This window comes from Rhodococcus ruber (assembly GCF_027270735.1).
In the GTDB taxonomy this organism is placed as follows: domain Bacteria; phylum Actinomycetota; class Actinomycetes; order Mycobacteriales; family Mycobacteriaceae; genus Rhodococcoides; species Rhodococcoides rubrum_A.
Genome location: NZ_JAPWIJ010000003.1, coordinates 258,094 through 270,913 on the forward strand (window position 1 = coordinate 258,094; position 12,820 = coordinate 270,913).

Below are 12,820 nucleotides of genomic sequence, written 5' to 3' on the forward strand. Positions count from 1 at the left end.
GTCAGTCGGCTTCGGCCGGCTCGACGTCTGCGACTTCGCGCGGAGCTTTGTACGGGTCCGGGTCTCCGGCAGGTTTGGCATTCGCACGCGCACGGGCCAGTTCCTCGTCGGCCACACGGGCGCGTTCGAGAAGGTCTTCCATGTGGCGCGCGGTATCGGGCACCGTATCGGTCACGAACGTCAAGGTGGGTGTATACCGAACACCCGTTCCGGCTCCGACCTTCGAGCGCAGCACACCCTTGGCCTTCTCCAGTCCTGCCGCGGCAGCCTGCAGATCGGGCGGAGTATCGAGGTCTTCGCCCATCACGGTGTAGTACACCGTCGCGTCGTGCAGGTCAGCGGTGACTTTGGTGTCGGTGATGGTCACGAACGCGAGCCGCGGATCTTTGATCTCGTGATCGATCGCCGTCGCAACGATGGCAGCGATTCGCTTGGACAACTTACGAGCCCTGGCCTGATCCACCACGACAATCACACTCCTCTTTCATGGCCGGACGTCGACCGAAGTGCGACGTCCCGGCGGCTGCGATGTACACGCCTGCCGAACAGTGCTCGACAGGACTTCCCGAATCAATCCTCGGGTCCGAATATTCTCCGACGTACTGCCAACAATTCCAGATCGTGGCGTTCGGCGACGTGCCGTTCGCATTCGTCCAGCTTGTCGTGCAGCAGGTCCACATCGGTTCCAGCGGCCGCGACTCCCAGCAACGACCGTCGAATACGTTCTCGTTCACCGGTTTCCGCAGCCGACACTCCCAACCTCTGCAGATCACCCAGCACCGGTTCCATCATCGACCGCTTCTCGGCCAGCGAACGTACGTCCCCCAACAACACGTCCAACTCCAGAGCACCCAGATACACGCTGACGTCCTTCGATCGGCTCCGACGACAAAGCCGGTGGCGGTACAACTGTCGTACCACCACCGGCTCGAAAGTCGGAGCGCAGTGTCACTCCCCTGGCTTCACCACCGAGCCGACGCGACCGGATGCGGAGCCGAACGGCTCCGCATCGGTTCTAGTCGCGCGGCTTTTCACGGAGTTCGTGCGCCTCGATGACATCGCCCACCTTGATGTCGGAGTACGTCACCGTCAAACCACACTCGTATCCCTCACGGACCTCCGTCGCGTCGTCCTTCTCGCGGCGGAGCGAGGAGATCGTGACGGTTTCCGCAACAACGGCACTGTCTCGAATGAGTCGTGCCTTCGCGTTGCGACGGATCGTACCGGAGGTGACGAGGCAACCGGCGATGTTTCCGACCTTGGAGGAACGGAACAGCGCGCGGATCTCGGCCTGCCCAAGGGCGACCTCCTCGTACACCGGCTTGAGCATGCCCTTGAGGGCCTTCTCGATCTCGTCGATCGCCTGGTAGATCACCGAGTAGTACCGGATGTCGACGCCTTCGCGGTTGGCCAGCTCGGTGGCTTTGCCCTCCGCTCGAACGTTGAAGCCGATGATGATCGCGTTGGATGCCGACGCCAGGTTGACGTTGGTCTCCGTGACGCCACCGACACCGCGGTCGATGACCCGCAGTTCGACCTCGTCGTCGATCTGGATCCCGAGCAGTGCCTCTTCGAGAGCCTCGACGGTTCCCGAGTTGTCACCCTTGAGGATCAAGTTGAGCTGCGAAGTCTCCTTCAGAGCTGCATCGAGATCGTCCAGGCTGATGCGCTTACGGCTCTTGGCTGCGAGCGCGTTCCGCTTGCGTGCATTTCGACGATCGGCGATCTGACGGGCGATCCGGTCCTCGTCGACGACCAGAAGGTTGTCACCTGCACCGGGCACCGACGTGAAGCCGATGACCTGAACGGGCCGGGACGGCAACGCCTCGGTGACGTCCTCGCCGTGCTCGTCGACCATTCGGCGGACGCGTCCGTAGGCGTCGCCGGCAACGATCGAGTCACCGACTCGAAGCGTTCCTCGGGCGATGAGCACGGTAGCGACCGGGCCACGACCACGGTCGAGATGCGCCTCGATGGCGACACCCTGAGCGTCCATGTCCGGGTTGGCGCGCAGATCGAGTGACGCGTCGGCCGTCAGCAGCACCGCTTCCAGTAGGGCATCGATGTTGGTGCCCTGCTTGGCAGAGATGTCGACGAACATGGTCTCGCCGCCGTATTCCTCGGCGACCAGACCGTATTCGGTCAGCTGCTGCCGGATCTTGTCCGGGTTCGCGCCTTCCTTGTCGATCTTGTTGACCGCGACCACGATCGGCACGTCGGCCGCCTGGGCGTGGTTGATGGCTTCCACCGTCTGCGGCATGACGCCGTCGTCGGCTGCCACCACCAGGATCGCGAGGTCGGTGGCCTTGGCACCACGGGCACGCATGGCCGTGAAGGCCTCGTGACCGGGGGTGTCGATGAACGTCACGAGACGTTCGTTGCCTTCGAGCTCGGTCAACACCTGGTAGGCACCGATGTGCTGCGTGATGCCGCCTGCTTCGCCTTCGCGCACCGTGGTGTTACGAATCGAGTCCAGCAGTCGAGTCTTGCCGTGGTCGACGTGACCCATGACGGTGACCACCGGGGGACGCTGTTCCAGATCGTCCTCGCCGCCGGCGTCTTCGCCGTAGGTGAGGTCGAACGAGTCGAGCAGTTCACGATCTTCGTCCTCGGGGCTGACGACCTGGACGACGTAGTTCATCTCGCCGCCGAGCAGCTCCAGCGTCTCGTCGTTGACCGACTGCGTCGCAGTGACCATCTCGCCGAGGTTGAACAGGGCCTGCACCAGTGCAGCCGGGTTCGCGTCGATCTTGTCCGCGAAGTCCGACAACGATGCGCCGCGGGCGAGACGAATGGTCTCACCGTTGCCGCGGGGCAGCCTGACGCCGCCGACTGCGGGAGCCTGCATGCTCTCGTACTCGGCGCGTTTCGCCCGCTTCGACTTACGGCCACGACGGACTGCTCCGCCGGGACGACCGAAGGCACCTGCTGCTGCGCCGCGCTGACCGGGACGGCCACCGCCGCCGGGACGGCCACGGAAGCCGCCTGCGGGAGCACCACCTGCGGGAGCACCACCGGGAGCGCCCGGAGCGCCACCGCCGCGGTAGCCACCACCGCCGCCGCCCGGACGTCCGCCCGGTGCGCCGCCGGGGCGACCGGGGCGTCCTGCTGCGGGTCCGGGACGAGCCGAGCGGGTCGGCATCGCACCCGGATTGGGGCGAGGAGGCATCGAGCCCGGGCTCGGACGAGGTCCGGCCTGGCCCGGAGCGGGACGAGGCCCACCCTGACCGGGAGCCGGACGACTGCCGGCCGACGGTGCAGCGGGACGAGGCCCACCCTGACCGGGAGCCGGACGTCCGCCGCCGGGGCGCGGGGCACCGGGAGCCGGCCGAGGAGCCGATCGTTCCACGGGGGCCGAGGAGTACGGGTTGTTACCGACACGTGGAGCCTTGGGGCCTGGCTTGGGGCCGGGACCTGCGGGCTTGGGCGCTGCCGGGGCCTGTGTTGCGTCCGCTGTGTCGGCCGACGCTGCCGGAGACTGCTCGACCGGCGCAGCGGGCTGTGCGGCTGGAGCAGCCGGTGCCGGAGTGGCCGGTGCAGCCGGGGCTGCTTCGACGGGTGCGTGTGCTACCGGGGCTGCGGGTGCTTCCGGCTCTGCCTGGCGGGGTGCAGGCTTGGGGCCCGGACGGGGTCCGCCCGGCTTTGCCGCGCCCGGCTTCGCGGTGCTGCCGGCAGCGCGATCGGCTGCTGCGCGACCGTTGGGTGCAGATGCGGTGGGTGCCGACGCGTCCGTGTTCTCGGACGGGAAGGACTCACGAAGTCGACGAGCCACTGGGGCCTCGACTGTGGATGATGCGGATTTGACGAACTCGCCTTGCTCTTTGAGCCGTGCGAGTAGTTCCTTACTGGTGACACCGAGTTCTTTTGCCAACTCGTGCACGCGGGCCTTGCCTGCCACTGCTCTCCTCACTGAGAGGCCGAGCGAGGCTTGGTGCCCGCACGACCTCGGGTTATCTCCGATGGACGTTCATCGTTGGTGCTTCACGGTGTGCTCATCAGTGCTGTTGCCTGTTCTTGTCGACGGGTGTTGCTCTTGTCGTATCCTCGGCCGGTAGCTGACCGCGCTCATCGAGCACGGCTGACACTGCGGACAATTCCACATTTCCCGATATCCGAAACGCACGACCGAAAACTCGGCGTCGCTCCGCATTGTGCAGGCATTCTCGGCTGTAGTGCAACCACGCACCACGGCCGGACATCGAATGCCGGATGTCGGGGACGAGAGCGAATTCGTGCGAACCAGCTTCTCGAACCACGATCCTCAACAGATCGGCGGCCGGAACTCGCTCTCTGCACCCGACGCATGTGCGAATCGGCCGGGCTTTCACAACCGGATACTCGCGTTCATGCTTCTGGGAAGAGAGTTCGTTGCCGAACCATCGACCACTCTACCGCTGTATTGCCTCGAACTCCGCATTCCGGCCCTATGCGCTGGTCGTCTCGGGTGCCGCCGCATCGCTACGGATATCGATACGCCAACCGGTCAGTCGAGCGGCGAGTCGGGCGTTCTGTCCTTCTTTGCCGATCGCAAGGGAAAGTTGGTACTCCGGCACCACCACGCGAGCCGCGCGAGCAGCAGCGTCCACGACGGTCACAGAGACAACCTTCGAAGGCGAGAGCGCATTCCCGACGAACGTGGCAGGGTCCTCGTCGAAATCGATGATGTCGATCTTCTCGCCCGCCAGCTCGCTCATCACGTTCCGCACTCGCTGCCCCATCGGCCCGATGCAGGCACCTTTTGCGTTGAGGCCCGACACCGTGGAGGCGACAGCGATCTTCGACCGGTGACCCGACTCGCGTGCGACCGCCACGATGTCGACGGAACCGTCGGCGATCTCGGGTACCTCGAGGGCGAACAATTTGCGCACCAGATTCGGATGGGTGCGTGAGAGCGTGATCTGCGGACCCCGGTTGCCTCGGGCGACTCCGACGACGTAGCACTTGATGCGTTCGCCGTGCTCGTACGTTTCACCCGGAACCTGTTCGGCGGGAGGCAGGAGTCCGTCGGCCCCGTTGGCGTCGCTGCCGATACGCACGACGACGGTGCCCTTGGCGTTGGCGCGGGTGTCGCGCTGGATGACGCCGTTGACGATCTCACCCTCGTGAGTGGAGTACTCACCGAACGACCGCTCGTGTTCGGCGTCGCGCAGGCGCTGCAGAATGACCTGGCGCGCGGTGGTGGCTGCGATACGCCCGAATCCCTCCGGGGTGTCGTCCCACTCGGAGATCACGTTGCCGTCGGCGTCGATTTCCTTGGCCATCACGCGAACGGAACCGGTCTTGCGATCGACATCGATCCACGCGTTGGACTGGTGCCCCTCGGTGTGTCGGTAGGCGGTCAACAATGCGGTCTGGATCGTCGAGATCACCATCTCGATCGGAATTCCCTTGTCCGCCTCGATCGCCCGCAGTGCGGCAATGTCGATATTCACTTGTTCGACCCTTCTTCCGGTGCTTCCACATCCACGATTTCGTCGGTGTTCGCAGGCGAGGGCCTGCTGCCGACCACGCCACCCGCCAAGTCCATCTCTTCGGCAGTGGGCCTTGAAAATTCCACCTGCACAACAGCTTTCACGACATCCGTCAGAGCTATCGACCGAGTCGACAGCACGCCCTTCTCCTTGATCACCACGGTGACCGACTCTCCGTCGAGCAGGCCGACCCGAGCGTCGAGCTTGCCCTCGGCCGACTCGATGCGCACCTTGCGTCCGCGTGCCCGACGCCAATGCCGCGCCTCGGTCAGCGGCCGGTCGATTCCGGGAGTGGTGACTTCGAGCGTGTACGGCGCTTCACCGAAATCCGTCACGGCATCGAAGGCGTCGGAGATCTCTCGGCTGAGGTCCGGGAGCGCGTCCAGGTCGATGCCCTCTTCTCGATCGACCATGATGCGCACCGCGCTGTGCTTGCCTGCTGCGACGACGTTCACGTCTTCGAGGTCGTAGCCCCGTTCTCGAACGAGGTCGGCGAGTAGTTCGACAACCCTCTCCTTGGACGGAACAGGCATGTCGCGAACTCCTCGTGTGTAGTTGTGGGCGATCCGACGAGCGGCAGCCGGACTGCGTTTGCCGAACCAACAGACTACCGCCCCGCGGACACTGCTCGTGACCACGCACGCCGTCACGACACGCGGGCATGGCACGTGCAGGCGCTGCGGTCTGGCACGATGTCGGGGTGTCCACGCCGATCGCCCCCTTTGCGCTCAGTCGCCGCGGGTTGTTCCGACTCGCGGGTGCCGCAGCCCTGTCCGCGGCTACCGTCTCCACCGTTGCGGCCTGCGCCGAGGACGAGATCTCCGGCCCCGCGCTCGATTCTCTGACCGCACAGCTGCGTGCTGCCCGCAGCGACGCAACGGATGCCACCGCGGCAGCGACCGTGATTCCCGACTACGCAGCTGCGCTCGGGGTCGTTGCGGCTCAGCGGACCGAGCACGCCGATGCGCTCGACACCGAGATCGCCCGCGCCACCGGTGCATCGACCGACACCTCCACGTCGTCCAGCACGACCACCGTCGCTCCCCCGGCTCCGCCACCGGACATCGCAGCAGTGCGGGAGATCTTGACCACGTCCGCGCGCACTGCGGCGGAAGCGTCTCGGAACGAAAGCGGTTATCGGGCAGGTCTTCTCGGTTCGATCAGTGCGTCGTGCACGGTGTCGGCTCTGGTGGTGCTGGCATGAGCGATCTCGGTCCGGAACAGCAAGGTCTGGTCGACGCCCTCGAAGCCGAGTACGCGGCGGTATTCGCTTACGGCGTCGTTGCGGCGTTCTCCAACCCCACGCGGGCCGATCTGGTCGCATCGAACACTGCTGCCCATCGTGCGCGCAGAGACGCGACCATCGACGCGCTCCAGGCAGCCAGCGTCGCCGTCCCCCTCCCCGATCCGGCATACGCATCGCCGTTTCCGGTGACCGACGCGATCTCGGCGACTCAGTTGGCCGCCCAGGCCGAGATCGACACGTGTGTGGCGTGGCGTTCGCTGATCGAACGTAGCCAGTCCGGTGGTACGCGCGAGATGGGAGTTCAAGCGTTGACCGACGCCGCGGTTCGTCTCGCGACGTGGCAACAGATCCTGGGAGTCACACCCTCGTCGACGGCATTTCCCGGTCGACCGTGACGGCCTCCGCCACAGCGGCTGAACGACCCGGCATGAACAGTGCCGCGACCAGTCCGATCCCGACTGCTCCCGCGCCGACGAGTAGGGCCGGTGCCAGGGCGTCGGTGTACCCGGCGGGCGTCAACGATCCGCCGTTACCGATGAACACGGCAGTCAGTACCGCGATCCCCAGCGCGATACCCACTTCGCGCATCGTGGAGTTCGCGCTGCTCGCTGTGGCGTGATCGTCGACCTTCATGTCTCGCAACACCGCGGTCGCGGACGGCGCGAACGTCAGGCCCATGCCCACGCCGGCCATCAGCAGCGCCGGGACCATGGACAGGTACTCGGTGTCGGGCCCGAGGATCAGCGCCATCCACACCAGCGATACCGACTGCAGCGCCAAGCCGCTGACCAGCAATCCACGCAGCCCGACACGCTCCGCCAACAGTCCCGCCATCGGCGCGACCACCATCGGCGCTGCGGTCCAGGGCAGCGTGCGCAGACCCGCCTGGAACGGTGTGTAGTGCATGACTATCTGCAGGTACTGCGCAAGAAGGAACACAGCTCCGAACATGCCGAGTGAGAACGTGATTCCGATGACGTTGGCGAGGGTGAAGCTGCGTGACCGGAACAGCGCCAACGGCAGTACCGAATACCGGGTGCGAGACGCTCGCACGACGAATGCGACGAGCAACACCGCAGACCCGATGGCACTGGTGAGCACGGTGGTCGACGCCCATCCGTCGTCGTTGCCGTGAACCACCGCCCACACCAACAGAAAGACGCCACCGCCGGCAAGCACGACACCGAGCAGATCGAGCGGCTGGATCCGGCCCGCCGATTCCTTCAGCGCTATGTAGGCGAGCGGTACTGCAACCAGTGCCACCGGCACGTTGATCCAGAAGATCGCCTGCCAGGAGATGCCGTCGACGACGGCTCCGCCGACGACCGGCCCCAGGGCCACACCGAGGCCGGAGACTCCGCCCCAGATCCCGATTGCCATGGCGCGCTTGCCCATCGGTACCACCGCGGCCAGCAGGGTCAACGACAACGGCATGATCGCGGCAGCACCTACGCCCTGCACAGCCCGCGCCACGATGAGCATGGCCGGGCTCGCGGCGAGTGCACTGGCCACCGATGCGACGGTGAAGATCGCGATGCCACCGAGGAACACCGCTCGTCGGCCCCACCTGTCACCGAGCGTCGCCGCGGTGAGCATGAACGTGGCGAAGCTCAGGGTGTAGGCGTTGAGGAACCATTGCAGCTGGCCGACGGACGCGTTCAGATCCTGCTGAATGACCGGCAGCGCGCTGGTAATCACCAGATTGTCGAGTGTTGCCATGAACATCGGTAGGGATGCCGCGAGAATTCCCAGCCACACCGGAACCGACCGAGGGGCGGGGTGCACTGCAGGCGGAGAGGCTGTTGCGGTCATGGCGAACGTCCCGTCTCGAGTTTGTAAGCATCGAATGATTACTTAAAAGGACCGTAAGTTATCGACTGATAACCTGTCAACATGTCCGACACTCCCACCCCCAAGCCCAGAGCAACCCGGATGGACGCGGCCGACCGTCGAGAACTCGTCCTCGACGCCGCGACACGTGCGTTCGCACGCGGGGGCTTTGCCGGAACGAGTACGGATGCGGTGGCGAAGGAAGCGGGCGTGTCGCAGCCTTACGTGGTCCGCATGTTCGGAACCAAAGTCGAGTTGTTTCGGCTGGTCTTCCAACGCTCCATCGACGGCATCATGACGGCATTCGACTCGGTGCTGGCTTCGGGGCCCCTGGACCCTGCCGACGACGAGACCTGGGCCGACCTCGGCGGTGCCTACGCCGATCTGGTGGCCGATCGCGACCTGCTGATGGTCATGATGCACGGGTTCGGCGCAGGGTCGGTGCCCGAGATCGGCCGCCAGGCACGGGAAGGAATGGGCGCGATCTACAGCCAGATCCGCAACGGAACCGGGTGTTCGGAAGATCAGGCTCGGCAATTCATCGCGCACGGAATGCTGCTCAACGTCTTGTTGTCGATGCAGGCACCGGAGCATCCGGAGGACAGCGCCGGACTGCACGAGATGACGATGTGCGCGTTCGGAACCACGCTGGTTCCAGCCGATTCCGGACAGCTGTGAAGGCTAAGGACGCATCTCGTACCGACCGTCGTACGTGACGACCTCGTTCCAGACCGTCTCGAAACGGCCCGCATCGACCACCGGCTTACGGACGGCATCGAGCGCCCACTGTTGTTGCGCCGCGGTCGACGACGGCTTCCCGTACAGCGCGACGGCGTAACCGGAGAAGTCCCTGATCTGGAAATCGAATATCTGGTCCACCATCTCGGTCGAGATCTCGTCGGCCTGCTCGAGCAGCAAGTGACCGTAGACGACGAGTGAGAACAGGTGTCCCACCACGAGCAAGAAGTCGAGGTCCTTCTGCTGCGCTTCGTCGGGGGCGCATTCGGCGAGAAACGACCTGAACGCCTGTGCCTGCTCGTAGAACCGTCCGACATTGGGGATGCCGGAGTGCTTCCGGTACACCGGGTTCCAGTCGTGGAACCGAACCGAGCTCGCACCGCGGGCAGGCCCTTGAGCGAAGAAGAAGCTGTCGTCGACCGGCTCGGTTTCGGTGCCGACGTCGGGGTAGTCGGTGGGCGAGAACATGTATGCCGGCATGAACTTGAGCATCAGCGCGACGTTGACGTGCACGGTGCCCTCGAGCTTGGGAAGTGTTCCGATCAGCTGGGCGGCCTCACGGAAGTAGGTGTTCTTCTCGTACCCCTTGGCTGCGATGACGTCGTGCAACAGCCGAACGACGGTTTCACCCTCCGAAGTGACCTTGGCCTTGGTCATCGGATTGAACAGCAGGTAGCGCCGGTCCTCGGGTCCGGCAGCACGGAAGTAGTCCACTGCTCGGGCGCTGAAGAGTTTCATCGCGATCAGGCGCGAGTATGCGTCGACGAATGCGCTGCGCACGTGCGGAAAATCGGTCACGCGATTTCCATAGAGAATTCGGTTGTTCGCATGTGTGATCGCCTCGTAGAACGCATGCTCGCAGATGCCGACCGAACCGGTGCAGAGATTGAACTTGCCGACGTTCACCGTGTTCAGTGCCGCCGAGAAGGCATCGGCACCGGTGTGCAGAATGTCCTGCTTGCGCACGGGGTAATTCTCGAGCGAGAACGTACTGACGTACATCTGACCGTGTACGACGCTCTCCCGCAGCAGATACGCGGGATGCGCGCTGTCGGCTACGAAGAACACGTACGAATCCGGTCCCTCGATGTCGGTGCGCCGACCGAACACCGACACCATCCCGGCCACGTTGCCGTTTCCGATGTAGTACTTCTCCCCCGATGCGGTGAACTCGAGGTCGTCGTCGGTGGTGGAGGGCGTCAACAGCATGTCGGTGGAGTACACGTCGGCACCGTGTGCCCGCTCGGACAAGCCGAAGGCCATGACTCCGCCGCGGTCGAGTTCCCTCGCTGCACGCCGCTTGGCGTCGTCGTTCGCACTCATCCAGATCGGCCCCAACCCGAGGACGGTGACCTGCCAGGTGTACCAGTACGCCAGACCGTAGAACCCGAGAATCTCGCTGAGCGCCGCGTTGCGCGCGGCGTCCCACCGTGTGTTCGGCGATCCTTCGGCATACGCGGCCGGTGTGGAGAATGTTGCGAACAACTTCTGCTCGGCGACGAATTCCAGAAAGTCTGCGGGCCAGACGCTGTCGAGATCGTCCGCCAACAGCCTGCCTTTACCGCGGCTCTCGAACCATTCGATCAGTGCGCGCAGCTGTCGGCGAGAGTCTTCGTCGAGCTCGGCCGGGTCGAAAGTCGTCGGATCGAACAGCGCATACTGAGCCACGGTGTGACCTCTCCTAGTCGTTGTCCCGAAGCTACCAGCGGGTAAACGACCGCGCAGAAAGATCGCGAGAGAAGTCCTAGGGGGTGTGCCGGACGGCCTTCACGATCTCCTCGACCGCCGAATCGATGTCCAGTTCGCGACTCTCACCGGAGAAGCGGTCGCGGATCTCGACCTTGCCGTCGGCCCAGCCGCGGCCGAGAACGACCACGAGCGGAACGCCGATCAGCTCCGAGTCCTTGAACTTCACTCCCGGCGACGCTTTGCGATCGTCGAACAGAACCTCTATTCCCTGCGTGTCCAGTTGTGTCGCAATGGATTCCGCACCCGCACGCGCAGCGTCGTCCTTGTTGGCGATCACCAGATGGACGTCGGCGGGCGCAACCTCCGACGGCCACCGCAGGCCCTTGTCGTCGTGCATCTGCTCGGCGATCACGGCAACCAAACGTGAGACACCGACGCCGTAGGAACCCTGCACCAGACGGACGGGCTTACCTGCCTCGCCGAGAACATCGACCGAGAACGCGTCGGTGTACTTGTACCCGAGCTGGAAGATGTGTCCGATCTCGATCCCGCGGGCGCTGACGAGCGGACCACGACCGTCGGGAGACATGTCACCGTCGCGTACCTCGGCCGCTTCGATGGTTCCGTCGGGAACGAAGTCACGACCCGCAACCAGGTTCACCACATGCTTGCCCTTGATATCCGCGCCGGTGATCCACGACGTCCCGTCGACGACCCTCGGGTCGACGAGATAGCGAACTCCGTTGGCCTGCAACGCGCGCGGTCCGATGTACCCCTTGATCAGGAACGGATTGGCCTCGAAATCCGCGTCGGTCAACAACGCGAACTCGGCGGGTTCGAGCGATGCTTCGAGCCGCTTCTCGTCCACCTCACGGTCGCCGGGCAGCCCGACGGCGAGCAACTCCCACTCTCCCTCGGCATTGCGAACCTTGAGCAGGATGTTCTTGAGAGTGTCGGCCCCGGTGACGGTACGGCCCAGATCGGCGCCGTTGGCCCACTCGACGAGAGTCGCGATGGTCGGGGTATCGCCCGTCTCGTAGTCGACCGCGGCCGGCTGCCCCTCGATGGGGAGCGGCTCGGGTGCCGGTGTCGTGACGGCCTCGACGTTGGCCGCGTAACCCGACTCGACGCATCGAACGTAGGTGTCTTCGCCGATGTCGCTCTCGGCGAGGAATTCCTCGGATGCACTGCCGCCCATGGCACCGGACGTCGCAGCGACGATGACGTAGGAGACGCCGAGTCTGGCGAAGATGCGCTGGTAGGCCTCACGGTGGGCGGCGTAGGACTTCTTCAGTCCGTCCTCGTCCATGTCGAAGGAGTAGGAGTCCTTCATGACGAATTCGCGCCCGCGGAGAATGCCTGCGCGGGGCCGCTCCTCGTCACGGTACTTCGTCTGGATCTGATACAGCGTGACCGGGAGATCCTTGTACGAGTTGCACTCGGCCTTCACCGTCAGCGCGAACAGCTCTTCGTGGGTGGGCCCCAGCAGCATGTCGTTGCCCTTGCGGTCCTGCAACCGGAACAGTGCGTCGCCGTATTCGGTCCACCGATTCGTGGTCTCGTAGGGCTCACGCGGCAGCAAGGCGGGCAGCGAGATCTCCTGCGCTCCGATGGCGTTCATCTCCTCGCGCACCACGCGCTCGACCTGCCGAAGGACCCGCAAACCGAGGGGAAGCCACGAGTAGACACCCGGCGCGATACGACGAACGTAGCCGGCGCGAACCAACAGCTTGTGGCTGTCGACCTCGGCGTCGGCAGGGTCGTCGCGAAGGGTACGGAGGAACAGCTGCGAAAGACGGGTGATCACGGGTTGTCAGACTAGTCGGTTGCGCAGCACCTGTGAGCA

12 protein-coding genes are annotated in these 12,820 nt (G+C 64.8%); 3 read left to right on the forward strand and 9 right to left on the reverse strand.

All coding sequences use genetic code 11. The features are described from left to right. Position 1 precedes the first annotated feature (1 nt). The 6 genes from rbfA to rimP all read right to left on the reverse strand — a co-directional run bounded on the left by rbfA (position 2) and on the right by rimP (position 6,004). Positions 2–466 (reverse strand): 30S ribosome-binding factor RbfA, encoded by a 465-nt coding sequence (gene rbfA, locus O4220_RS08400; protein WP_094685963.1) that lies wholly within the window; start codon positions 464–466, stop codon positions 2–4. A 104-nt stretch (positions 467–570) separates the two neighbouring features. After that, entirely contained in the window at positions 571–861 is a 291-nt protein-coding gene (locus O4220_RS08405; protein ID WP_032377081.1) for a DUF503 domain-containing protein, read from the reverse strand. A 154-nt stretch (positions 862–1,015) separates the two neighbouring features. Next, positions 1,016–3,898, reverse strand: coding sequence for a translation initiation factor IF-2 (gene infB / locus O4220_RS08410; protein WP_269603178.1), 2,883 nt, complete (start codon positions 3,896–3,898; stop codon positions 1,016–1,018). A 97-nt stretch (positions 3,899–3,995) separates the two neighbouring features. Further along, positions 3,996–4,328, reverse strand: coding sequence for a YlxR family protein (locus O4220_RS08415; RefSeq protein ID WP_269603179.1), 333 nt, complete (start codon positions 4,326–4,328; stop codon positions 3,996–3,998). A gap of 96 nt (positions 4,329–4,424) precedes the next feature. Next, positions 4,425–5,432 carry a transcription termination factor NusA gene (gene nusA / locus O4220_RS08420; protein ID WP_269603180.1) on the reverse strand — a complete coding sequence of 336 codons (1,008 nt, stop codon included), beginning with the start codon at positions 5,430–5,432 and terminating at the stop codon, positions 4,425–4,427. After that, positions 5,429–6,004 (reverse strand): ribosome maturation factor RimP, encoded by a 576-nt coding sequence (rimP, locus tag O4220_RS08425; RefSeq protein ID WP_269603181.1) that lies wholly within the window; start codon positions 6,002–6,004, stop codon positions 5,429–5,431. The genes nusA and rimP overlap by 4 nt, the downstream gene beginning before the upstream one ends. Positions 6,005–6,132: 128 nt before the next feature. On the opposite strand from rimP, the gene O4220_RS08430 reads away from it, so the two are divergent. Next, complete coding sequence (locus tag O4220_RS08430) at positions 6,133–6,675, forward strand: hypothetical protein (RefSeq protein ID WP_269603182.1); 543 nt, start codon at positions 6,133–6,135, stop codon at positions 6,673–6,675. Next, on the forward strand, positions 6,672–7,112 hold the full coding sequence (locus O4220_RS08435; protein WP_269603183.1) for a ferritin-like domain-containing protein: 441 nt from the start codon (positions 6,672–6,674) through the stop codon (positions 7,110–7,112). The genes O4220_RS08430 and O4220_RS08435 overlap by 4 nt, the downstream gene beginning before the upstream one ends. Here O4220_RS08435 and O4220_RS08440 read toward each other — a convergent pair. After that, complete coding sequence (locus O4220_RS08440) at positions 7,075–8,529, reverse strand: DHA2 family efflux MFS transporter permease subunit (RefSeq protein WP_269603184.1); 1,455 nt, start codon at positions 8,527–8,529, stop codon at positions 7,075–7,077. The two genes, O4220_RS08435 and O4220_RS08440, sit on opposite strands and share 38 nt — an antisense overlap. Before the next feature lie 81 nt (positions 8,530–8,610). On the opposite strand from O4220_RS08440, the gene O4220_RS08445 reads away from it, so the two are divergent. Beyond that, positions 8,611–9,225, forward strand: coding sequence for a TetR/AcrR family transcriptional regulator (locus O4220_RS08445; protein WP_269603185.1), 615 nt, complete (start codon positions 8,611–8,613; stop codon positions 9,223–9,225). A gap of 3 nt (positions 9,226–9,228) precedes the next feature. On the opposite strand, the gene O4220_RS08450 is transcribed toward O4220_RS08445, so the two are convergent. Next, complete coding sequence (locus tag O4220_RS08450) at positions 9,229–10,953, reverse strand: acyl-CoA dehydrogenase family protein (protein WP_269603186.1); 1,725 nt, start codon at positions 10,951–10,953, stop codon at positions 9,229–9,231. 76 nt (positions 10,954–11,029) lie between these two features. Beyond that, positions 11,030–12,781, reverse strand: coding sequence for a proline--tRNA ligase (locus O4220_RS08455; protein ID WP_269603187.1), 1,752 nt, complete (start codon positions 12,779–12,781; stop codon positions 11,030–11,032). Positions 12,782–12,820 lie beyond the last annotated feature (39 nt).